Raw genomic sequence first — 21334 nt, 5'->3', positions numbered from 1 at the left:
GTGTGTAATCCGGGTGCATCAGACGGACCTCATCAGGAGAGTCGTGGCGACCAGCACCAGCGTGCCGCCGAACATGGAGAGCGCGTACGTGCGGACGTAGCCGGTCTGGATCCGCCGCAGCCGGCTGGAGACCCCGCCGATGGTGGCGGCCAGGCCGTTGACGAAGCCGTCCAGGCCGCGGCTGTCGAAGTAGACCAGGGCGGCGGTGAGCGCCGAGCCCGGGCGGACCAGCACGGCGTGGTTGAAGTCGTCCTGGAGGAGGTCCCGGCGGGCGGCCCGGGTGAGCGGGGAGCCGTAGGGCGGCACCACCGGGACGGCGGAGCGGCCGTACACCAGGTACGAGAGCGCGACGCCGGCCACCATGCAGGCGCTGGTGAGCAGGGTGACCACCAGCGGGGAGAGCGGGGAGTTCCCCTCGTCGTGGCCGGTGACCGGCTCCAGCCAGTGGAGGAAGGAGCTGTTGAAGGCGAACAGCCCGCCGGCGAGCACCGAGCCGATCGCCAGCACGATCATCGGAACGGTCATGGTGCGCGGCGACTCGTGCGGGTGCGGCTCGTGGCCCTGGGCGTCCGGCTGCCAGCGCTTCTCGCCGAAGAAGGTCAGGATCATCACCCGGGTCATGTAGAACGCGGTGACCGCGGCGCCGGTCAGGGTGCACAGGCCGAGGATCCAGCCCTCGGTGCCGCCCTTGGCGAACGCCGCCTCGATGATCTTGTCCTTGGAGAAGAACCCGGACAGGCCCGGGAAGCCGATGATGGCCAGGTAGCCCAGGCCGAAGGTGACGAAGGTGACCTTCATGTGCTTCCACAGGCCGCCGTAGTGACGCATGTTCACCTCGTCGTTCATGCCGTGCATGACCGACCCGGCGCCGAGGAACAGCCCGGCCTTGAAGAAGCCGTGGGTCACCAGGTGCATGATCGCGAAGGCGTAGCCGATCGGGCCGAGGCCGGCCGCGAGGATCATGTAGCCGATCTGCGACATGGTCGAACCGGCCAGCGCCTTCTTGATGTCGTCCTTGGCGCAACCGACGACGGCACCGAAGAGCAGGGTGACCGCGCCGACCACCACCACGGCTGTCTGGGCGTCCGGCGCCAGGTTGAAGATCGCCCCGGAGCGGGTGATCAGGTAGACGCCGGCGGTGACCATGGTGGCCGCGTGGATCAGCGCGGAGACCGGGGTCGGGCCCTCCATCGCGTCCCCGAGCCAGGACTGCAGCGGCACCTGCGCGGACTTGCCGCAGGCGGCGAGCAGCAGCATCAGGCCGATCGCGGTCAGCTTGCCCTCGCTCGCGCTGTCGGCGGTGGCGAAGACCGGCTCGAAGGTGAAGGAGCCGAACTCGACGAACATCAGCATGATCGCGATGGACAGGCCCAGGTCGCCGACGCGGTTGACGATGAACGCCTTCTTGGCGGCCGTCGCGGCGCTCGGCTTGTGCTGCCAGAAGCCGATCAGCAGGTACGAGGCGAGGCCGACGCCCTCCCAGCCGAAGTACAGCAGCAGGTAGTTGTCGGCGACCACCAGCAGCAGCATGGCCGCCAGGAAGAGGTTCAGGTAGGCGAAGAACCGGCGCCGGCGCTCGTCGTGCGCCATGTAGCCCACCGAGTAGAGGTGGATCAGCGTGCCGACACCGGTGATCAGCAGGACGAAGGTCATCGAGAGCTGGTCGAGCCGGAAGGAGACGTCGGCCTGGAAGCCGTTCACCGGGATCCAGCTGAACAGGTGCTCGGTGACGGCGCGTTCCTCGGCGTCCCGGCCCAGCATGGACGAGAACAGCGCGAGGCCGAAGCCGAAGGACAGTGCGGCGAGCGCGGTGGCCAGCCAGTGGCCGAACCGGTCGAAGGTCCGTCCACCGAGCAGCAGCAGGGCGGCGCCGGCCAGCGGGGCCGCGACCAGCAGCGGAATGAGAGAGTTCACCGAGGCCCTCCGCCTACAGCTTCATCAGGTTGCTGTCGTCGACCGAAGCGGAGTGCCTGGTCCGGAAGATCGAAACGATGATCGCGAGGCCGACCACGACCTCGGCCGCCGCGACCACCATCGTGAAGAACGCGATGATCTGGCCGTCCAGGTTGCCGTGCATCCGGGAGAAGGTGACCAGCGCCAGGTTGGAGGCGTTGAGCATCAGCTCGACGCACATGAACAGGACGATCGCGTTCCGCCGGATCAGCACGCCGGAGGCGCCGATGGTGAACAACAGGGCGGAGAGATAGAGGTAGTTGACCGGATTCACTCCGCCCCCTCCTCGTCGTGGTCGGACGCCGGGCGGTTCGCCGGCGCCGTGTGGTTGGCGGCCACCGGCTCCAGCGCCTGGCGCGGGCCGGTCACCGGCGGGCGCTCGGACGGCGCGCGGCCCAGCCAGTCGGCGGTGGTGGACTCCAGCTCGGCCATCCGGGCCAGCATCTCCTGGCTGACGTCGCGGATCTGGCCGCGCTCGCGCAGGGTCGCCATCACCGAGTCCTCGGCGATCGTGCCGTCCGGCAGCAGGCCCGGGATGTCCACCGCGTTGTGCCGGGCGTAGACGCCGGGTGCGGGCAGCGGCGGGACCTGAAGGTTGTCCGCGACCCGCTGGGCGGCCAGCTCGCGCTGGGTCTTCGGGGCCTTCACGTGCTCGCGGTGGGTCAGCACCATGGCGCCGATCGCGGCCGTGATCAGCAGCGCACCGGTGACCTCGAAGGCCCACACGTACTTGGTGAAGATCAGCCGGGCCAGGCCCTGGACGTTGCCCTCGGCATTGGCCTCGGCGAGGCCGCCGAAGGTGTCCAGCTTGGCGTTGGCGATCCCGGCGACCAGCAGCACGCCGAAGCCCAGGCCGCAGAACACGGCGGCGAACCGCTGGCCCTTCAGCTGCTCCTTCAGCGAGTCCGCGCTGGTGACGCCGACCAGCATCACCACGAACAGGAAGAGCATCATGATCGCGCCGGTGTAAACAACGATCTGCACCACGCCCAGGAACACCGCGCCCTGGGCCATGTAACAGACCGCCAGGGCGAGCATCGTGGCGGCCAGGCAGAGCGCGCTGTGCACCGCCTTCTTCATCAGCAGCATGCCGAGGGCGCCGCCGACGGCGATCACCGCGAGCACCCAGAACTGGACGGCCTCGCCGGTGGAGGTCGCACCGGTGACGGCGGCGAGGGTGGCGGGGGCGGCGGTCACGACTGCGCCTCCTTCTCCCGCTCGGTGCGCTCCTGGGGCTCGGTGCCCGGCGCCGCCGCGGTGATCTCACCGCGGTAGTAGGCGCCCTCGTCGGCGCCCGGGAAGATCGCGTGCGGGGTGTCGACCATGCCCTCGGAGAGGCCGACCAGCAGCTGCTCCTTGGTGAAGATGAGGTCCTTGCGGGAGGAGTCCGCGAGCTCGTACTCGTTGGTCATGGTGAGCGCCCGGGTCGGGCAGGCCTCGATGCACAGACCGCACAGGATGCAGCGGGCGTAGTTGATCTGGTACACCGCGCCGTACCGCTCGCCCGGCGAGTAGCGCTCCTCCTCCTGGTTGTCCGCGCCCTCGACGTAGATGGCGTCGGCCGGGCAGGCCCAGGCGCACAGCTCGCAGCCGACGCACTTCTCCAGGCCGTCCGGGTGCCGGTTGAGCTGGTGGCGGCCGTGGAAGCGCGGGGCGGTGGGCTTCTTCTGCTCCGGGTACTGCTCGGTGAGCCGCTTCTTGAACATGGCCTTGAAGGTCACGCCGAAGCCGGCGGCCGGTCCGAGGATGGACGGCTTCTCGGCCCGCTCGGGCCGGTCGGTCCGGGGGTTCTGGTCGGACGACATCTCGGTTCAGCTCCCTTCGGAATGGTCGGCCCCGTTGAGGGCGTCCTGGAGTTGCTTCGGGGCGCGGCTGCGCCGGCGCGGGACCGGCGGGAGCTGCTGGCCGGGCAGCGGCGGCACCGGGTAGCCGCCGGCCATCGGGTCGAACTCGCCGCTCGGCGCACCGTCCTCGGTCTCCGGCCGGCGCTTGACGACGTCCCGCAGCAGGCCGAGCAGCAGCAGCGCACCGACCGGGGCGCCGACGTAGAGCACCACCTCGCCGAACCCGTAGCCCTCGTTGCGCAGCGCCCGGACGGCGGCCACCATCACCAGCCAGACCAGCGAGACCGGGATGAGCACCTTCCAGCCGAGCTTCATGAACTGGTCGTAGCGGAACCGCGGCAGGGTGCCGCGCAGCCAGATGAAGAAGAACAGCAGCAACTGGATCTTGAGGGTGATCCAGAGCAGCGGCCACCAGCCGTGGTTGGCGCCCTCCCAGAAGGTGGAGACCGGCCAGGGGGCCCGCCAGCCGCCCAGGAACAGGGTGGAGGCGACGGCCGAGACGGTGACCATGTTGATGTACTCGGCCAGCATGAACATCGCGAACTTCAGCGAGGAGTACTCGGTGTTGAAGCCGCCGACCAGCTCGCCCTCGGCCTCCGGGAGGTCGAACGGCGCGCGGTTGGTCTCCCCGACCATCGCCACGATGTAGACGATGAACGACACCGGCAGCAGCACCGCGAACCAGGTCGGCTGCTGCGAGGAGACGATCTCCGAGGTGGACATCGAGCCGGAGTAGATGAACACCGCCGCGAAGGACAGGCCCATCGCGATCTCGTAGCTGATCATCTGGGCCGAGGAGCGCAGACCGCCGAGCAGCGGGTAGGTCGAGCCGGAGGACCAGCCGGCCAGCACGATGCCGTAGATGCCGACCGAGGCGGTGGCCAGGATGTAGAGCAGCGCCACCGGGAAGTCGGTCAGCTGCATCGGCGTCCGGGTGCCGAACACCGACACCTCGTCGCCGGCCGGACCGAACGGGATCACCGCGAAGGCCATGAACGCCGGGATCGCGCAGACGATCGGGGCCAGCACGTAGACCGCCTTGTCGGCGCCCTTGACCACGAGGTCTTCCTTGAGCGCCAGCTTCACGCCGTCGGCGAGCGACTGCAGCATCCCCCACGGGCCGTGCCGGTTGGGCCCGATGCGCAGCTGCATCCAGGCCACCACCTTGCGCTCCCAGACGATCGCCACGAGCACAGTGCCGACCAGGAAGGCGAAGCAGAACACCGCCTTCAGCAGGACCAGCCACCAGGGGTCACGGCCGAAGAAGCCCAGCGTCTCGTACGCGGCGAGGTCGTACCCGGCGAGCGGGTGCGAGGTGGGGTTCACTTCTCCTCCTCGTCGGGCTCGGTGCCCTGCGCCGGGGCGATGGTGACCAGGTGGCCGATGGTGGTGCCGAGCGTGCGGTGGGCGCCGCCCGGCGTGGAGTTGAGCGGGATCCAGACCGTGCGGTCCGGCATCTCCTTGCCGATCTCCAGCGGCAGGGTGACCGAACCGGCCGGGCCGGTGAGCCGCAGCGCGGGGGCGCCCGCGGCGCCGATCTCCTCGGCGGTGGTCGGCGAGATCCGGGCGACGGCCCGGTGCCGGGTGCCGGCCAGGTGCGGGTCGCCCTGCTGGAGCGAACCGCGGTCGAGCAGCAGGCGCCAGCCGGACAGCACCGCCTGGCCGGTGGCCGGGCGGGGCAGCACGCCGGGGTGGGCGGCCGGGGCGGCCGGGCGCTCGCCGGCCCAGGGCGCGAACCGGTCCAGCTCCAGCCGGGCGGCGCGGACGTCCGGCAGGCCGAGCCGGTGGCCCAGTGCGTCGGCGAGCATGTTCAGCACCCGCAGGTCCGGGTGCAGGTGGCGGCCCATCTGCTGGTCCGGCTTGAGCGCGGCCTCGAACATCCGCACCCGGCCCTCCCAGTCCAGGAAGGTGCCGGCCTTCTCCGCGACCGCGGCCACCGGCAGCACCACGTCGGCGTGCGCGGTGACGGCGGACGGGCGCAGCTCCAGCGAGACCACGAAGGGGACGGCGGCCAGCGCCAGCTCGGCCTGCGCCGGGTCGGCCAGGTCCTCCGGGTCGAGGCCGCCGATCAGCAGCGCGCCGAGTTCGCCGCCGACGGCCGCGGAGAGGATGGACTCGGTGTCCCGGCCGGGCCGCACCGGGAGGTCGGTCCCGCCCCAGACGGCGGCGGTTTCGGCCCGGGCGGCCGGGGCGTCGACGGGGCGGCCGCCCGGCAGCAGTCCGGGCAGCGCGCCCGCCTCGACCGCTCCGCGCTCGCCGGCCCGCCGGGGGATCCAGGCGAGCCGGGCACCGGTGGCGTGCGCGAGGCGCAGCGCGGCGGTCAGCGCGCCGGGGGCGGCGGCGGCCCGCTCGCCGACCAGGATCACCGCCCCGGGGGTGCGCAGCAGTTCGGCGGCGCGGCCGGCGTCGTCGCTGAGCGGCTCGTCGGCGGCGAGCGCGGCCAGCCACTCGGCCTCGGTGCCGGGCGCGGCGGGCAGCAGCGCCCCGTGCAGCTTGCCGAGGCCCCGGGAGGCGTGCGCGGCGACCGAGAAGACCGCCAGGCCGCGGTTGCGGTTGGCCTTGCGCAGCCGCAGGAAGACGATCGGCGACTCCTCCTCGGGCTCCAGGGCCACCAGCAGCGCCACCGGCGCGGCCTCCAGGTCCTGGTAGGTCACGCCCTCGCCGGTGATGTCCACGCCCTGCCCGGCGACCGCGGCGGCCAGGAAGCCGGCCTCCTCGGCGCTGTGCGGGCGGGCCCGGAAGTCCACGTCGTTGGTGCCGAGCACCACCCGGGCGAACTTGGCGTAGGCGTAGGCGTCCTCGACGGTGACCCGGCCGCCGGTGAGCACGCCGGTGCGGGCCTCGCGCAGCCCCTCGGCGGCCCTGGCCAGCGCCTCCGGCCAGGAGGCGGCGACGAGTTCGCTGCCCCGCCGGACCAGCGGGGTGGTGATCCGGTCGCGCTGCTGGGCGTAGCGGAAGGCGAACCGGCCCTTGTCGCAGTTCCACTCCTCGTTGACCGCCGGGTCCTCGCCGGCCAGCCGGCGCAGCACCTTGCCGCGCCGGTGGTCGGTGCGCTGGGCGCAGCCGGAGGAGCAGTGCTCGCAGACGCTCGGCGAGGAGACCAGGTCGAACGGGCGGGAGCGGAACCGGTAGGCCGCCGAGGTGAGGGCGCCGACCGGGCAGATCTGGATGGTGTTGCCGGAGAAGTACGACTCGAAGTCGTCGCCCTCGCCGGTGCCGACCTGCTGCAGGGCGCCGCGTTCGACCAGGTCGATGAACGGGTCTCCGGCGATCTGCTGGGAGAACCGGGTGCAGCGGGCGCAGAGCACGCAGCGCTCCCGGTCCAGCAGGACCTGGCTGCTGATCGGGACCGGCTTCTCGTAGGTGCGCTTCATCCCCTCGAAGCGGGAGTCGGTGTCCCCGGTGGACATCGCCTGGTTCTGCAGCGGGCACTCGCCGCCCTTGTCGCAGACCGGGCAGTCCAGCGGGTGGTTGATCAGCAGCAGCTCCATCACGCCGCGCTGGGCCTTCTCGGCGACCGGCGAGCTGAGCTGGGTGCGGACCACCATGCCCTCGGCCACCGGGATGGTGCACGAGGCGACCGGCTTGCGCTGGCCCTCGATCTCGACGATGCACTGGCGGCAGGCGCCGGCCGGGTCGAGCAGCGGGTGGTCGCAGAAGCGCGGGACCTGGGTGCCGATCTGCTCGGCGGCCCGGATCACCAGCGTCCCCTTGGGGACCTGCACTTCGACGCCGTCGATGGTGAGCGTGACCAGCTCGACCGCGGCCTGGCCGCCCTTGGAGGTGGAGGGTTCTGTGATCGTCACGCGTGCACCTCCCTTTCGGTGGCGGACTGGTGGCCGGGGCGGGGGCCGTCGGCCCAGACGGTGGAGGCGGCCGGGTCGAACGGGCAGCGGCGCTCGGTGAGGTGCTGCTCGTACTCGGCCCGGAAGTGCTGGAGCGAGGAGACGATCGGGCTGGCCGCGCCGTCGCCCAGCGCGCAGAAGGACTTGCCGTTGATGTTGTCGGCGATGTCGAGGAGCTTTTCGAGGTCGCCCTCGGTGCCCCCGCCGGCCTCGATCCGCTTGAGCAGCTGGACCAGCCAGTAGGTGCCCTCGCGGCAGGGGGTGCACTTGCCGCAGGACTCGTGGGCGTAGAACTCCGTCCAGCGGGTGACCGCGCGGACCACGCAGGTCGTCTCGTCGAAGATCTGCAGGGCCTTGGTGCCGAGCATCGAGCCGGCCGCGCCGACGCCCTCGTAGTCGAGCGGGACGTCGAGGTGCTCGTCGGTGAACATCGGGGTGGAGGAGCCGCCCGGGGTCCAGAACTTGAGCCGGTGGCCGGTCCGGATGCCGCCGCTGATGTCGAGCAGCTGGCGCAGCGTGATGCCGAGCGGGGCCTCGTACTGGCCGGGGTTGGTGACGTGGCCGGAGAGCGAGTAGAGCGTGAAGCCGGGGGACTTCTCGGTGCCGAGGCCCTTGAACCAGTCCTTGCCGCGGGCCAGGATCGGCGGCACCGAGGCGATCGACTCGACGTTGTTGACCACGGTCGGGCAGGCGTAGAGGCCGGCGATGGCCGGGAACGGCGGGCGCAGCCTGGGCTGGCCGCGGCGCCCCTCCAGCGAGTCGAGCAGGGCCGTCTCCTCGCCGCAGATGTACGCGCCGGCGCCGGCGTGGACGGTGATGTCCAGGTCGAGGCCCGAGCCGAGGATGTCCCGGCCGAGCAGTCCGGCCTCGTAGGCCTCGGCGACGGCGGCCTGGAGCCGGCGCAGCACCGGGACGACCTCGCCGCGCAGGTAGATGAAGGCGTGGTCGCAGCGGATCGCGTAGGACGCGATGATCATGCCTTCGATCAGGGCGTGGGGGTTGGCGAACAGCAGCGGGATGTCCTTGCAGGTGCCCGGCTCGGACTCGTCCGCGTTGACCACCAGGTAGTGCGGCTTGCCGTCGTTCTGCGGAATGAACTGCCACTTCATCCCGGTGGGGAAGCCGGCGCCGCCGCGGCCGCGCAGGCCGGCGTCCTTGACCAGGGCGATCACGTCGTCCGGGGGCATGGCGAGGGCGGCCCGCAGGCCGTCGTACCCGGCGTGGCGGCGGTAGGTGGCGAGGCTCCAGGGGCGGCTGTCGTCCCAGGAGGCGGACAGGACGGGGGTGAGCAGCTTCTCGGCCGGCTCGGCGGAGGTCATCACGCTTCGTTCCCTTCCTGGCCGGAGCCCTCGTGGCGGGGGGAGACGACGCGGGTGCCGCCGGTGCCGGGCAGGGCCTCGCCGCGGGCCAGCCGCAGGCCGGCCAGCGAGGGGGCGCCGCCGGCGCCGGACTCGTCGACGGCGCCGGGGCGCTCGTCGGGGAAGCCGGCCAGGATCCGGGCGGTCTCCTTGAAGGAGCAGAGCCGGGCGCCTCGGGTGGGGGCGGCCTCGCGGCCCGCGCGCAGGTCGTCGACCAGCCGCTTGGCGCTCTCCGGCGTCTGGTTGTCGAAGAACTCCCAGTTGACCATCACCACGGGGGCGTAGTCGCAGGCCGCGTTGCACTCGATGTGCTCGATCGAGATCCGGCCGTCCTCGGTGGTCTCGTTGTTCGCGATCCCGAGGTGTTCCTGGAGCTCGGCGAAGATCTGGTCGCCGCCGAGCACCGCGCACAGGGTGTTGGTGCAGACCCCGACGTGGTACTCGCCGGCGGGCCGGCGCCGGTACATGGTGTAGAAGGTGGCCACGGCGGTGACCTCGGCGGTGGTGAGGTCCAGTTGCTCGGCGCAGAACCGGATGCCGGTCGGGCTGACGAAGCCCTCCTCGGCCTGCACCAGGTGCAGCAGCGGCAGCAGGGCGGACCTGGCCACCGGGTAGCGGCCGATCAGCTCCGCGGCGTCGGCGGCCAGCCGGGCGTGCACCTCCTCGGGGTAGGGCCGGGCCGGCAGCGCCGGCATCCCCAGTCGGACGTCTGTCACCGGTCCACGCCTCCCATCACCGGGTCGATCCCGGCCACCGCGACGATGACGTCGGCCACCTGGCCGCCCTCGCACATCGCCGCCATCGTCTGCAGATTGGTGAACGACGGGTCCCGGAAGTGGACCCGGTACGGGCGGGTCCCGCCGTCGCTGACCACATGCACGCCCAGCTCGCCCTTGGGCGACTCGACCGCCGAGTAGGCCTGGCCGGCCGGGACCCGGAAGCCCTCGGTGACCAGCTTGAAGTGGTGGATCAGGGCCTCCATGGAGGTGCCCATGATCTTCCGGATGTGGTCGAGGGAGTTGCCCATCCCGTCCGGGCCGACGGCGAGTTGGGCGGGCCAGGCGATCTTCTTGTCGGCCACCATGACCGGGCCGGGGCGCAGCCGGTCCAGGCACTGCTCGACGATCCGCAGCGACTGCTTCATCTCCTCCAGGCGGATCAGGAAGCGGCCGTAGGAGTCGGCGCTGTCGGCGATCGCGACCTCGAAGTCGTAGTTCTCGTAGCCGCAGTACGGGTCGGTCTTGCGCAGGTCGTGCGGCAGGCCGGTGGCGCGCAGGATCGGGCCGGTGGCGCCGAGGGCCAGGCAGCCGGGCAGGTCGAGGAAGCCGACGTCGACCAGGCGGGCCTTGAACACCGGGTTGCCGGTGGCGAGCTTGTCGTACTCGTGCATCCGGGAGCGGAGCGTCTTCACGGCCTCGCGGATCTGGTCGACCGCTCCGGGCGGGAGGTCCTGGGCGAGGCCTCCGGGGCGGACGTAGGCGTGGTTCATCCGCAGGCCGGTGACCAGCTCGAAGACGTCCAGGATCAGCTCGCGGTCGCGGAAGCCGTAGATCATCAGCGTGGTGGAGCCGATCTCCATGCCGCCGGTGGCCAGGCAGACCAGGTGGGAGGCGATCCGGTTGAGCTCCATCATCAGCACCCGGATGACGCTGGCCCGCTCGGGGATGTCGTCGGTGATGCCGAGCAGCTTCTCGACCGCCAGGCAGTAGGCGGTCTCGTTGAACAGCGGGGTCAGGTAGTCCATGCGGGTCACGAAGGTGGTGCCCTGGACCCAGCTGCGGAACTCCATGTTCTTCTCGATGCCGGTGTGGAGGTAGCCGATGCCGCAGCGGGCCTCCGTCACGGTCTCGCCGTCGATCTCCAGGATCAGCCGCAACACCCCGTGGGTGGAGGGGTGCTGGGGGCCCATGTTGACGATGATGCGCTCGTCGTCGGCCCGGCCGACGGCCTCGACCACCTCGCCCCAGTCGCCGCCGGTGACCGTGAAGACCCGGCCCTCGGTGGTGTCCCGGGCGCCGGCCTCGGCGGCGCTGCCCTGGTGCGTCTCCTCGTAGTGCTGGGTGTTCATCAGCTGTACGACCTCCGCTGGTCGGGCGCCGGGATCTGGGCGCCCTTGTACTCGACGGGGATGCCGCCGAGCGGGTAGTCCTTGCGCTGCGGGTGGCCCAGCCAGTCGTCCGGCATCATGATCCGGGTGAGGGCCGGGTGGCCCTCGAAGACCAGACCGAAGAAGTCGTAGGCCTCGCGCTCGTGCCAGTCGTTGGTCGGGTAGACGCTGACCACGGACGGGATGCGCGGGTCGGCGTCCGGCGCGGTGACCTCCAGCCGGATCAGCCGGCCGTGGGTGATCGAGCGCAGGTGGTAGACCGCGTGCAGTTCGCGGCCCTGGTCGCCCGGGTGGTGCACGCCGCTCACCCCGAGGCAGAGCTCGAAGCGCAGCGCCGGGTCGTCGCGCAGGGTGCGGGCGGTGCGCAGCAGGTGCTCGCGGGCGATGTGGAAGGTGATCTCGGCGCGGTCGACGACGGTCTTCTCGATCACCTCGGCCGGGTCGAGGCCCTGTTCCTCCAGGGCGCCCTCCAGCTCGTCGGCGACCTCGTCGAACCAGCCGCCGTACGGGCGCTCGCTGGCCGGCGGCAGGGCGATCGGGGCGACCAGCCCGCCGAAGCCGGAGGTGTCGCCGCTGCCCTGGGCACCGAACATGCCCTGCCGGCGGCCGACCACCTCGACCGGAATCTCGCGGTGCGGCTGCTCGCGCCGGGTCTCGGGTACCTGCTCGTTCATCGCAGCAGCCCCCGCATCTCGCTCACCGGGGTCGCCTGCAGCGCGAGGGCCTCGCCCAGCTCCTCGGCGCGGCGCTTGTTCACGCCGAGCGGCTCGTGCTGAATCTTGTCGTGCAGCTTCAGGATCGCGTCCATCAGCATCTCCGGGCGGGGCGGGCAGCCGGGCAGGTAGATGTCCACCGGGACGATGTGGTCGACGCCCTGCACGATCGCGTAGTTGTTGAACATCCCGCCCGAGGAGGCGCAGACCCCCATCGAGATGACCCACTTCGGATTCGCCATCTGGTCGTAGACCTGGCGCAACACCGGGGCCATCTTCTGGCTCACCCGGCCCGCTACGATCATCAGGTCGGCCTGCCGGGGGGAGCCCCGGAACACCTCCATGCCGAACCGGGCCAGGTCGTAACGGCCCGCGCCGGTGGTCATCATCTCGATCGCGCAGCAGGCCAGCCCGAAGGTGGCCGGGAAGAGCGACGCCTTGCGCACCCAGCCGGCGGCCGTCTCCACGGTCGTGAGCAGAAAGCCGCTCGGCAGCTTCTCCTCGATTCCCATCAGATCCCTCTCAATGCCCTCAAGTCCGTTGGCTTGTCCGCATGTTCACAAAGTCAGCGGTCAGTCCCACTCCAGACCGCCGCGGCGCCAGACGTAGGCGTAGGCGACGAAGACGGTGGCGATGAACAGGAGCATCTCGACCAGTCCGAAGATCCCCAGGGCGTCGAAGCTCACGGCCCACGGGTAGAGGAAGACGATCTCGATGTCGAAGACGATGAAGAGCATCGCCGTGAGGTAGTACTTGATCGGGAACCGACCGCCGCCCACGGGCTGCGGGGTCGGCTCGATGCCGCACTCGTACGCCTCCAGCTTGGCCCGGTTGTAGCGCTTGGGGCCGGTCAGTGAGGCCATCACGACGGAGCCGACCGCGAACGCCGCCGCGATGGCACCGAGTACGAGGATCGGCGCGTAGGCATTCATAGCCCCGCTCCCTCCGTCCAGTCGTCCTTGACTGCAGATCGGAACCGACGGGTCACGCTGCGGTGAACCCGGCGTTCCAGTTCCCGAGATCCACCCCATGTGAGGCAGTTCACAAAGCCTGGAACGAGCGCATCCTATGCCCGTCGGCTTGTGATCTGCGACACGCAGTTCAAGCCGATCTTTGTGATCTCCGCCACCTCGTGAATCACCACGAAGGTGAACATGGCGAGATTTGTCAACGCAAAGAAGTCAAATGGTCACAAGCAGTCGCATTCATCTGCGAAGCGGCAGGTCAGGGCCGCGCACCTATATCAACTATGCATCGCCGAGAGCAAATTTCTGGGCGACATGTTGACGTGTTATAGCGGCTCACTCGCAGGGGTGGCGGCTCCGCGAACGTCCGCTTGACCCTTCGTTCACAAGCGCGCGAGCGGTGCTCAGGCGCCGCTCTCCCACGCCCAGGCGGCGATGCCCACCCGGTTCCGGGCACCGAGCTTCCGCTGGACCGAGGCCAGGTGGTTCTTCACCGTCCCGGCACTGATGAACAGCTCCGCCGCGATCTCGGCATTGGTCGCACCGTCCGCGACCAGCCGCGCGATCTCCTTCTCCCTCGCCGTGAGTTCCTCGACCGGACCGACCTGCGGGCGCTCCGCCGCCCGTCCGCCCGCCGGTCTCTGCGGTGCACCGCCCGACAGCCGGCGGAGCAGCCGGACGGTGATCTGCGGGCTGATCAACGCGTCCCCCGCGACGGCCGACCGGACCGCTTCGGCCAGCAGCGCCGGCCCCGACCGCTTGAGCAGGAAGCCCGCCGCACCCGCCCGGATCGCCTCATGCACGTACTCGTCCAGGTCGAAGGTGGTCACCACGACCACCCGGAACTCCCCGCCCAGTTGCCTGGTCAGCTCCAGCCCGTCCAGCCGGGGCATCCGGATGTCGGCGAGGATCACGTCCGGCCGCAGCCGCCGGGCCAGGGCGACCGCCGCCTCGCCGTCCGCGGCCTCGTTCACCACCTCGATGTCCGGCTGGGCGTCGAGGATGATCCGGTACGCGCTGCGGATCGCCTCGTCGTCGTCGGCGAGCAGCACCCTGATGGTCATCGGCCCGCGTCTCCTTCCGTTCGTGCCGTGCCGGCCGTACGTGCCGCGGGCGCCGTACGCACCGGCCGTGCCCTCCCTGCGACGGGTGCGGCCGGACCGGTCACCACGCCTTCAGCGGCATGACCACCGCCACCTGCCAACCGCCGCCCTCCCGGCCGGAGACGAGCGTGCCGCCGAGCGCCTCCACCCGGGCGGCCAGCCCCGCCAGTCCGCTGCCGCCCCGGCGCGGTCCGGACGGCTGCGGCGGCCGGCCGCCGTCGTCCCGCACCCGCACCGTCAACCGCCGCCCCTCGCGGCGCACCCGGACCTCGACCACCCGGGCGGCCGGTGCGTGCCGCCGCACATTGGTCAGGGCCTCCACCACGACCCGGTAGGCGGTGGCCGCCACCTCCCGGGGGATCCCCGGTTCCTCCGCCGGGGCGTCCAGCCGCACCGTCACTCCGCCCGAGTCCGCGAACCGCTCGGTGAGTTCGGACAGCTCGGCCAGGCCGGGCTGCGGACCGCGCTCCGGACCGTCCGCGTCCTCGCTGCGCAGCAGGTGGACGGTCCGGTCGAGCGAGGCCAAGGCCTGCAGCCCGGCCTGCTCTATCCGCTCGAACAGGGCCGCCGCACGCACCGGGTCGGAGGCCGCCAGCACCATGCCCGCCTGCGCCTGGGCGACCATCCCGCTGACGTCATGGGCGACGAAGTCGTGCAGGTCGTGGGCGAGTTCGAGGCGCTGGGAGCGCCGCGCGGCGGCCACCGAGCGGAGCCGGGTGTCGTCCAGCCCGCGCAGGTAGAGCCCGACCAGGACGGCCGGCAGCGCGAGGACCGAGCCGAACCCGAAGAGGGTCAGTGCGTCCTGCGGACCCTCGATCGCCTGGAACCGGGAGGGCCACAGGGCGACCGCGCCGCCGATCGTCCAGACCGCCACCGCCCCGCGCCGGCCGCCCTCGGCCCGCAGCGTCACGACCACCAGGAGCAGCAGCAGGGCGAGTTCGAGCAGCCCGATCAGCCCCGGCCAGCGGTCGGCCTCCCGCCACCGGCCGGCGGCCCAGACGCCGGCCGTGGCGGCGGCCGACACGGCACCGGCCGCGCCGGCCACCGCCGCCACCCCGAGCCGGGACCGCAGCAGCCACCCGCAGAGGACCGCCACCGGGACTGCCACGGGTACTGCCACGGAGACCGCCAACGCTGGCATCTGACTCATCGTCGCCTCCTTCCTGCGGGAAGCCTACGGACCCGCGGAGTGCTCCGCCTGTGCCGATCGGCACATTTCCGCACCCGTTCCGAGCAGCCAAGACAGCCCGATCGGCACTGATGGAAGCCCCCTGCCGACGGCCACTCTTGATCCCGTCGGACCGGCCGCCACGGCCGGTCCGGGAGAGGAGTCCGTACCGTGTCCACCACCGCGTCCGCCGTACCGGCCGCCCCCCGCTCCCGCACCACCCGCACCGCCCGCAACCCCAGCACGGGCCGCACCGGCCGCACCGCCCGGGCCGTCCCGCCGGCCGGCACCCCGCGCTGGGCCGAGCTGGCCGCCCGCGCCACCGTCTGGACGACCGTCCCGTCCGGCCTCTGGCGGATCGCCCTCGGTGTGGGCGTCCCGGTCGGCTTCAGCGGGGAGCTCGCCGCGGCCTTCGACCCCTACGTCCCCGGCTGGGGCACCGTGTACGTCGTCGCGCTCAGCGGGCTGGCCGAGTTGCTGGCCTTCCTCACCCTGGGGCTGGTGCGGCCCTGGGGCGAGGTGCTCCCGCGCCGGATCCCGCTGATCGGCGGGCGCGCCGTCCCGCCGCTCGCCGCGATCGTCCCGGCGGCCCTCGGCTCCGCCGCCCTGACCGCGCTCTGGTTGCCCGCCCTGTTCGGCGGCTGGGCCTCGGCGATGAGCGATCCGGACGCCCCGCACGGCCCCGCCGGGGTGATCATGACCCTCTGCTACCTGCCGCTGGTCGCCTGGGGTCCGCTGCTCGCCGCGGTCACCGTCGCCTACGCCCGCCGCACCCTGGGGCGGCGCCGGTGACCACCGCACCCCGGCCTCAGGCCGCCATCCGCTCCCGCTCCGCCGGCACCGCCTCCGGCCGCGGCACCGCGGCGGTGCGCCGGCCCCACTCGGTGCCGGCCAGGACGAGGGCACCGCCCAGCAGGGCGAGCGGCCCGAGGTGGTTGCCCGCCAGGGTGATGCCGAACACCGCCGCCCAGAGCGGTTCGGTGCCCAGCAACAGGCTGACCCGGGAGGGCGAGGTGGTGCGGACGGCCCACATCTGCACGAAGAACGCGAACAGCGTGCAGAGCAGCGCCAGATGCAGCAGCCAGCCCCACTGGGCCGGCCCGAAGGCGGCCGCGACCGTCCAGGGCAGCGGGCCGGCGAACGGCGCGACGACGGCGAACACCAGCGTCGCTGTCGCGAGCTGGACCCAGGTGACGGCCAGCGTGTCGCTCTCCCGGATCGCCCGGGTCCGGGCGGTGGCCAGCACGCTGACCGTCCGCACCACGGCGGCGCCGAGCACCAGCAGGTCCCCCGAGGCCGGAGCCCGCAGTCCGCCGTCCCCGGTGAGCAGCGCGATGCCCACCACCGCCAGACCGGCCGCCGCGAGGAAGGCGCGCGGCAGCGGCGTCCGGGCCAGCGCGCTCTCCGCCAGCGGGGTGAACACGATCGTGAGGCTGATGATCAGGCCCGCGTTGGTCGCCGAGGTGTGCACCGCGCCGAACGTCTCCAGGAGGAAGATCGCACCGAGTACCAGCCCCAGCCCGGCCCCGCCCAGCCACTCGGCGCGCCGCAACCGCCGCAGCGGCCGCCAGGCGGCCAGTCCCAGGACGGGCAGCACCAGTCCGAACCGCAGCACCAGCATCGCCACCACCGTCCCCGGTTCGGCCACCCGCTGCACCGCCAGGAAGCTCGATCCCCACACCACCGCCACCAGCAGGACCGGCAGATCACGCATCGGAGCGGAGGACGGAGCACGCACGGCGGAGCCTCTCGGAGCGAAGGGAGAGCGGCCACACGAGAGTCACGCACGTCATCGGACGGATCCCGGAGCGGAGCGGGGCCCGCCATCCTCGCGCACCGCCCCGCACCGGATCAACGGTTTCCCACCCCCTACCGAATCTCCACCCCGCCGTGGATGATGTCGCCATGCCAAAACAGCCGTCCCCCACCCACCGGAAGGCCACTCAAGTGTCGCGCAAGCACTGGGCGTTGATCGCCGCCGCCACCGTCCTGCCGCTCGTCGCGAGCACCGGCACCGCCGTCGCGGACACCCCGTCGACCGGTTCCGGCACCGGCGCGGCCGGGGTCACCTGCACCTACACCCCGGCCGTCCCCGCCGACAACTTCAAGGGCATCCCGGTCTTCGACGCCCGCAAGGCGGCCAAGCCGTACAAGGCGACCTTGAAGACCACCCAGGGCTCGATCACCTTCCAGGCGCTCACCGACAAGGCGCCCTGCACGACCTTCTCCTTCCGGTTCCTCGCCGAGCGCGACTACTTCGACCGCAGCCACTGCCACCGGCTCACCACCCAGCGGCTCTACGTCCTGCAGTGCGGCGACCCGACCGGGACCGGCAGCGGCGGCCCGGGCTACTCCTTCCCCGACGAGAACCTGGAGGGCGCCACCTACCCGGCCGGCACCGTCGCGATGGCCAACGCGGGGCCCAACACCAATGGCAGCCAGTTCTTCTTCGTCTGGAAGGACACCAAGCTCTCCCCCGCCTACACCCCGTTCGGCCGGGTCACCGAGGGCCTGGACGTGCTGCAGAAGATCGCCGCCGGCGGCGAGGACGACCAGAACAACCCCGGTGACGGTTTCCCCACCCTGCCGGTGAACATCCGCAACGTGAAGATCTCCGCCCGCTGAGCCGTCCACCGGACTCCCGTACGGTGGAGCAGGCCACCACGACCGGCCACCGCCAGGCCGCGGACAGGCCGGAAGAGGCCAGGAACAGGCCATCGACACCGTACGGGAGCGGCACCGCATGGACAGCAGGATCTGGGAAAGCGTCGACCACCTGGTCGCCTGGCTCGACGAGCAGAGCCCGCTCCCCCCGCAGGAGGAGCGGCTCGCCCGGATCCTCAAGCTCTCCGAGGAGGTCGGCGAGGTCAGTGCCGCCGTGATCGGCGCCACCGGTCAGAACCCGCGCAAGGGCGTCACCCACAGTTGGGAGGACGTCCAGCACGAGCTGTGCGACGTGGTCTTCTCCGCCCTGGTCGCGCTGCGCACGCTGACCCCGGACGCGGCGCGGGTCTTCGCCGACCGCCTCGCCTACGTCGAGCAGCGCTCCGCCGCCAGCCGCGCCGACGCCAGCCGCCCGACGGACAGCCCGGCCGGCTGACGGAAGCCAGGACGACGACGGCCCGGCCGACGACGACGGCGCCGACAGCGGTCGGTCGGCCGACCCGCGGCCGCCGGTCAGGCGTTCGGCGCGGCCTTCGCCAGGCCGTTGATGATGCGGTCCATGGCATCGCCGCCCTGCGGGTCGGTGAGGTTGGCGAGGAGCTTGAGGACGAACCTCATCAGCATCGGGTGGGTCAGCCCGCGCTGGGTGGCGAGCTGCATCACCTTCGGGTTGCCGATGAGCTTCACGAAGGCCCGGCCGAGCGTGTAGTAGCCGCCGTAGACGTCCTTGAGGATGCGCGGGTAGGCCTGGAGCGCGCGCTCCCGGCCGCCGTCGGTCACCCGGGCGAGCGCCTGCACGATCACCCCGGCGGCGATCTGACCGGATTCCATCGCGTAGGCGATGCCCTCGCCGTTGAACGGGTTGACCATGCCGCCGGCGTCGCCGACCAGCAGCAGGCCGCGGGTGTAGTGCGGCTGCCGGTTGAAGGCCATCGGCAGGGCGGCCCCGCGGATCGGGTCGGTCATGTTCTCCGGCGTGTAGCCCCACTCCTCCGGCATGCTCGCGCACCAGGCCTTGAGCACCTCGCGCCAGTCCAGCTCGCCGAAGGCCGGCGAGGAGTTGAGGATGCCGAGGCCGACGTTCGAGGTGCCGTCGCCCATGCCGAAGACCCAGCCGTAGCCGGGCAGCAGCTTGCGCTCCCCGCCCCGGGTGTCCCACAGCTCCAGCCAGGACTCCAGGTAGTCGTCGTCGTGGCGCGGGGAGGTGAAGTAGGTGCGGTAGGCGACGCCCATCGGACGGTCCTCCCGGCGGTGCAGGCCCATGGCCAGCGAGAGCCGGGTGGAGTTGCCGTCGGCGGCCACGACCAGCGGGGCTCGGAAGGTCACCGGCCGCTTCTCGTCCCCGAGCCTGGCGGTGACCCCGACGATCCGGCCGGTCCGCTCGTCCAGCACCGGGCCGCTGACGTTGCAGCGCTCGTAGAGCCGGGCCCCGGCCTTCTCGGCCTGCCGGGCGAGCAGCTCGTCGAAGTCGGCGCGCTTGCGGACCAGACCGTAGTCCGGGAAGGCCGACAGTTCGGGCCAGTCCAGCTCCAGCCGGACCCCGCCGCCGATGATCCGCAGACCCTTGTTGTGCAGCCAGCCGTTCTCGGTGGACACGTCGATGCCCATGTCCACCAGCTGCTTGGTGGCCCGGGGGGTGAGGCCGTCGCCGCAGACCTTCTCCCGGGGGAAGCTGGTCTTCTCCAGCAGCAGCACGTCCAGGCCCGCCTGTGCGAGGTGGTACGCGGTGGTGGACCCGGCCGGGCCCGCGCCGACCACGATGACGTCCGCGGTGCTCTCCACAACGCCTGCGCTCAGGTCAACGGCGGTCTCGGACACGGTGGGCACACTCCTGCTGGGGGTCGGCCGGCCGGCGGGGGCCGGCCCGGCTGGGCTTGGACGAGTCTATGAGCTGCGGACGGAGCTGCCGCCGCGGCTGCGGACGGTCAGACCTTGTAGGCCCGGTGCAGGGCCACGATCCCGCCGGTCAGGTTGCGCCAGGCCACCTTGGACCAGCCGGCCTCCTGCATCAGGGCGGCCAGCGCCGGCTGGTCGGGCCACTCGCGGATCGACTCGGCGAGGTAGACGTACGCGTCCGGGTTGCTGCTGACCGCGGTGGCGACCGGCGGCAGCGCGCGCATCAGGTACTCGGTGTAGACCGTCCGGAACGGCGTCCAGGTCGGCGTGGAGAACTCGCAGATGATCAGCTTGCCGCCGGGCTTGGTGACCCGCAGCATCTCGCTCAGCGCCGCCTCGGTGTCGTGGACGTTGCGCAGCGCGAAGGAGATCGTCACCGAGTCGAAGGTATCGTCGGCGAACGGCAGCCTGGTGGCGTCCCCGGCGGTCAGCGCCAGCTCGGGGTGGCGGCGCTTGCCCTCGGCGAGCATGCCGACCGAGAAGTCGCACGGGACGACCCGCGCGCCGGCCTCGGCGAAGGGCAGCGAGGAGGTGCCGGTCCCGGCCCCGAGGTCGAGCACGACGTCCCCGGGCCCGGCGGCCACCGCCTCGGCCACCGCCCGGCGCCAGGCACGGGCCTGGCCGAGCGAGAGAACGTCGTTGGTGCGGTCGTACTTGGCCGCGACGTCGTCGAACATGGCGGCGACTTCGTGCGGCTGCTTGTCCAGGGAGGCTCGGGTCACGCCCCCCATTGTTCACCCTGGCTCCGGCGATCCGGGCAAGGGGGCGTCTTCCGGGCACCGCCGGGACACCCGTGGAGCACACCCGGACCCGCCGGGACCCGCCGGGAGCGCGCCGGATACGCACCGGACGCGCACCCGGAGCGCGCCGCGCCGGCCGGGCGCGGCCTCAGTGCAGGCCGCGCCGCCCGCCCGCGCGGCGCCGCCGGCGCGAGCGCTTGCCCTGCGTTATCGCGGGCATCCCGTCGGCCAGCGCCTCGGTCGCCAGGGCGACGGTGGTGGCCAACCGGTTCTGCCCGCTCCGGACGGCCACCGCCCGCCGGTGCCGCCGGATCCTCAGCATGCAGACCGCGAACAGCAGCACCGCCACCGGCACGCTGAACCGGGCCAGCCCGACGCCGACCGGCTGCGGGTAGGTGTCACCGCAGATCCGCACGGCCTTCGGCTCGTCGGCCGCGTGTTCCAGGCAGATGGTGTCCCCGAGCTTGGTGCCGTCGGCCAGCGGCAGCGCCGTGGCGGTGCGGTGCTGACCGGCCGCCTGGTAGCTGACGGTGCTGTAGGAGCCGCCGCCGGTCTGCAGCTGGGTCACCACGCCGTCGACCCGCACCGGGTGGGCGCCGATCCGGTCGGCCTGCTCGGCCTGACGCCATCCCAGCAGGCACATCCCGACGGCCAGCACGGCGCTGAGCACGGCGGTGAGGTACCAGCCTCGGCCCAACCGCGGGGATCGCTGCGGGGGGACGGTCGCGGATCGCATGGTTCCTGTCCTGGCTTGCGTTCGGGGCCTGGGACGGGGCCCCGCCGCCCGCGGGCACGGGCGAGGTGTGGTGAGGGTACGGAATCGAGCTGAGCCGGATGCTATCCGCTGGCGGGCCCTCAGGTCACGGCGAAGGGTCGATCAGGCCACGGGGGAGAACCCCCAGTTCAGTGGCACACGAAGCAAGTCCCGCACACCGCACGGGAGTACGGGGAAACCTGGCGGGGCTGTACGCCTACCGA

General features: G+C 72.0%; 21 protein-coding genes. 3 read left to right on the top strand and 18 right to left on the bottom strand.

The features are described 5' to 3' along the window. Positions 1 to 18 precede the first annotated feature (18 nt). From nuoL to ACFVVL_RS25080, 14 genes are all read right to left on the bottom strand, one after another. Complete coding sequence (gene nuoL / locus ACFVVL_RS25145) at positions 19 to 1914, bottom strand: NADH-quinone oxidoreductase subunit L (RefSeq protein ID WP_387678839.1); 1896 nt, start codon at positions 1912 to 1914, stop codon at positions 19 to 21. A gap of 13 nt (positions 1915 to 1927) precedes the next feature. After that, entirely contained in the window at positions 1928 to 2227 is a 300-nt protein-coding gene (nuoK, locus tag ACFVVL_RS25140; protein WP_030300898.1) for an NADH-quinone oxidoreductase subunit NuoK, read from the bottom strand. Beyond that, on the bottom strand, positions 2224 to 3150 hold the full coding sequence (locus ACFVVL_RS25135; protein WP_380286970.1) for an NADH-quinone oxidoreductase subunit J: 927 nt from the start codon (positions 3148 to 3150) through the stop codon (positions 2224 to 2226). Before ACFVVL_RS25135 ends, nuoK begins: the two co-directional genes overlap by 4 nt. After that, positions 3147 to 3758, bottom strand: coding sequence for an NADH-quinone oxidoreductase subunit NuoI (gene nuoI / locus ACFVVL_RS25130; RefSeq protein WP_380286969.1), 612 nt, complete (start codon positions 3756 to 3758; stop codon positions 3147 to 3149). The genes ACFVVL_RS25135 and nuoI overlap by 4 nt, the downstream gene beginning before the upstream one ends. A gap of 6 nt (positions 3759 to 3764) precedes the next feature. After that, complete coding sequence (gene nuoH / locus ACFVVL_RS25125; protein ID WP_380286968.1) at positions 3765 to 5123, bottom strand: NADH-quinone oxidoreductase subunit NuoH; 1359 nt, start codon at positions 5121 to 5123, stop codon at positions 3765 to 3767. Beyond that, positions 5120 to 7603 (bottom strand): NADH-quinone oxidoreductase subunit G, encoded by a 2484-nt coding sequence (locus ACFVVL_RS25120; RefSeq protein ID WP_387678834.1) that lies wholly within the window; start codon positions 7601 to 7603, stop codon positions 5120 to 5122. Before ACFVVL_RS25120 ends, nuoH begins: the two co-directional genes overlap by 4 nt. Beyond that, positions 7600 to 8961 (bottom strand): NADH-quinone oxidoreductase subunit NuoF, encoded by a 1362-nt coding sequence (gene nuoF / locus ACFVVL_RS25115; protein ID WP_387678832.1) that lies wholly within the window; start codon positions 8959 to 8961, stop codon positions 7600 to 7602. The genes ACFVVL_RS25120 and nuoF overlap by 4 nt, the downstream gene beginning before the upstream one ends. Further along, complete coding sequence (nuoE, locus tag ACFVVL_RS25110) at positions 8961 to 9716, bottom strand: NADH-quinone oxidoreductase subunit NuoE (protein ID WP_387678829.1); 756 nt, start codon at positions 9714 to 9716, stop codon at positions 8961 to 8963. The genes nuoF and nuoE overlap by 1 nt, the downstream gene beginning before the upstream one ends. Continuing rightward, positions 9713 to 11068, bottom strand: a complete 1356-nt coding sequence (locus ACFVVL_RS25105) for an NADH-quinone oxidoreductase subunit D (RefSeq protein WP_380286964.1) — start codon at positions 11066 to 11068, stop codon at positions 9713 to 9715. The genes nuoE and ACFVVL_RS25105 overlap by 4 nt, the downstream gene beginning before the upstream one ends. After that, the gene (locus ACFVVL_RS25100; protein WP_387678826.1) at positions 11068 to 11781 is read right to left on the bottom strand and encodes an NADH-quinone oxidoreductase subunit C; all 714 of its coding nucleotides are present in this window, start codon (positions 11779 to 11781) and stop codon (positions 11068 to 11070) included. Before ACFVVL_RS25100 ends, ACFVVL_RS25105 begins: the two co-directional genes overlap by 1 nt. After that, the gene (locus tag ACFVVL_RS25095; RefSeq protein WP_030300882.1) at positions 11778 to 12332 is read right to left on the bottom strand and encodes an NADH-quinone oxidoreductase subunit B family protein; all 555 of its coding nucleotides are present in this window, start codon (positions 12330 to 12332) and stop codon (positions 11778 to 11780) included. The genes ACFVVL_RS25100 and ACFVVL_RS25095 overlap by 4 nt, the downstream gene beginning before the upstream one ends. 60 nt (positions 12333 to 12392) lie before the next feature. Next, the gene (locus tag ACFVVL_RS25090) at positions 12393 to 12752 is read right to left on the bottom strand and encodes an NADH-quinone oxidoreductase subunit A (RefSeq protein WP_014137597.1); all 360 of its coding nucleotides are present in this window, start codon (positions 12750 to 12752) and stop codon (positions 12393 to 12395) included. Between the two features lie 437 nt (positions 12753 to 13189). Continuing rightward, positions 13190 to 13849 (bottom strand): response regulator, encoded by a 660-nt coding sequence (locus ACFVVL_RS25085; protein ID WP_380286962.1) that lies wholly within the window; start codon positions 13847 to 13849, stop codon positions 13190 to 13192. A 100-nt stretch (positions 13850 to 13949) separates the two neighbouring features. After that, entirely contained in the window at positions 13950 to 15038 is a 1089-nt protein-coding gene (locus ACFVVL_RS25080) for a sensor histidine kinase (protein WP_387678821.1), read from the bottom strand. 189 nt (positions 15039 to 15227) lie between these two features. Between ACFVVL_RS25080 and ACFVVL_RS25075 the strand changes: the two genes are divergently transcribed. After that, positions 15228 to 15848 carry a hypothetical protein gene (locus ACFVVL_RS25075; protein ID WP_387678818.1) on the top strand — a complete coding sequence of 207 codons (621 nt, stop codon included), beginning with the start codon at positions 15228 to 15230 and terminating at the stop codon, positions 15846 to 15848. Positions 15849 to 15864: 16 nt separating this feature from the next. On the opposite strand, the gene ACFVVL_RS25070 is transcribed toward ACFVVL_RS25075, so the two are convergent. After that, positions 15865 to 16770 (bottom strand): DMT family transporter, encoded by a 906-nt coding sequence (locus tag ACFVVL_RS25070; RefSeq protein ID WP_387678816.1) that lies wholly within the window; start codon positions 16768 to 16770, stop codon positions 15865 to 15867. 191 nt (positions 16771 to 16961) lie between these two features. On the opposite strand from ACFVVL_RS25070, the gene ACFVVL_RS25065 reads away from it, so the two are divergent. Both ACFVVL_RS25065 and ACFVVL_RS25060 read left to right on the top strand, forming a co-directional pair. Next, positions 16962 to 17681: a peptidylprolyl isomerase gene (locus ACFVVL_RS25065; RefSeq protein WP_380286957.1), complete on the top strand. Its 720-nt coding sequence runs from the start codon at positions 16962 to 16964 to the stop codon at positions 17679 to 17681. Positions 17682 to 17799: 118 nt separating this feature from the next. Then, the gene (locus ACFVVL_RS25060; RefSeq protein WP_387678812.1) at positions 17800 to 18156 is read left to right on the top strand and encodes a MazG-like family protein; all 357 of its coding nucleotides are present in this window, start codon (positions 17800 to 17802) and stop codon (positions 18154 to 18156) included. 77 nt (positions 18157 to 18233) lie between these two features. On the opposite strand, the gene ACFVVL_RS25055 is transcribed toward ACFVVL_RS25060, so the two are convergent. From ACFVVL_RS25055 to ACFVVL_RS25045, 3 genes are all read right to left on the bottom strand, one after another. Continuing rightward, positions 18234 to 19538, bottom strand: coding sequence for a geranylgeranyl reductase family protein (locus ACFVVL_RS25055; protein ID WP_380286955.1), 1305 nt, complete (start codon positions 19536 to 19538; stop codon positions 18234 to 18236). A 107-nt stretch (positions 19539 to 19645) separates the two neighbouring features. Next, positions 19646 to 20338, bottom strand: a complete 693-nt coding sequence (locus ACFVVL_RS25050; RefSeq protein WP_380286954.1) for a demethylmenaquinone methyltransferase — start codon at positions 20336 to 20338, stop codon at positions 19646 to 19648. Between the two features lie 166 nt (positions 20339 to 20504). Next, positions 20505 to 21092 carry a hypothetical protein gene (locus ACFVVL_RS25045; protein ID WP_380421948.1) on the bottom strand — a complete coding sequence of 196 codons (588 nt, stop codon included), beginning with the start codon at positions 21090 to 21092 and terminating at the stop codon, positions 20505 to 20507. Positions 21093 to 21334 lie beyond the last annotated feature (242 nt).

It is taken from the genome of Kitasatospora sp. NPDC058115 (assembly GCF_042884635.1).
GTDB lineage: Bacteria > Actinomycetota > Actinomycetes > Streptomycetales > Streptomycetaceae > Kitasatospora.
This window is presented reverse-complemented; position numbering and strand designations above follow the sequence as displayed.

Excerpts from the sequence above, each read along its gene's own strand:
- ACFVVL_RS25095 (WP_030300882.1), bottom strand. The coding sequence starts at position 12,332 with ATGGGAATCGAGGAGAAGCTGCCGAGCGGCTTTCTGCTCACGACCGTG.
- ACFVVL_RS25100 (WP_387678826.1), bottom strand. The coding sequence starts at position 11,781 with ATGAACGAGCAGGTACCCGAGACCCGGCGCGAGCAGCCGCACCGCGAG.
- ACFVVL_RS25080 (WP_387678821.1), bottom strand. The coding sequence starts at position 15,038 with ATGAGTCAGATGCCAGCGTTGGCGGTCTCCGTGGCAGTACCCGTGGCA.
- ACFVVL_RS25085 (WP_380286962.1), bottom strand. The coding sequence starts at position 13,849 with ATGACCATCAGGGTGCTGCTCGCCGACGACGACGAGGCGATCCGCAGC.
- ACFVVL_RS25060 (WP_387678812.1), top strand. The coding sequence starts at position 17,800 with ATGGACAGCAGGATCTGGGAAAGCGTCGACCACCTGGTCGCCTGGCTC.
- ACFVVL_RS25045 (WP_380421948.1), bottom strand. The coding sequence starts at position 21,092 with ATGCGATCCGCGACCGTCCCCCCGCAGCGATCCCCGCGGTTGGGCCGA.
- ACFVVL_RS25105 (WP_380286964.1), bottom strand. The coding sequence starts at position 11,068 with ATGAACACCCAGCACTACGAGGAGACGCACCAGGGCAGCGCCGCCGAG.
- nuoI (WP_380286969.1), bottom strand. The coding sequence starts at position 3,758 with ATGTCGTCCGACCAGAACCCCCGGACCGACCGGCCCGAGCGGGCCGAG.
- ACFVVL_RS25065 (WP_380286957.1), top strand. The coding sequence starts at position 16,962 with ATGCCAAAACAGCCGTCCCCCACCCACCGGAAGGCCACTCAAGTGTCG.
- ACFVVL_RS25070 (WP_387678816.1), bottom strand. The coding sequence starts at position 16,770 with ATGCGTGATCTGCCGGTCCTGCTGGTGGCGGTGGTGTGGGGATCGAGC.
- ACFVVL_RS25090 (WP_014137597.1), bottom strand. The coding sequence starts at position 12,752 with ATGAATGCCTACGCGCCGATCCTCGTACTCGGTGCCATCGCGGCGGCG.
- nuoF (WP_387678832.1), bottom strand. The coding sequence starts at position 8,961 with ATGACCTCCGCCGAGCCGGCCGAGAAGCTGCTCACCCCCGTCCTGTCC.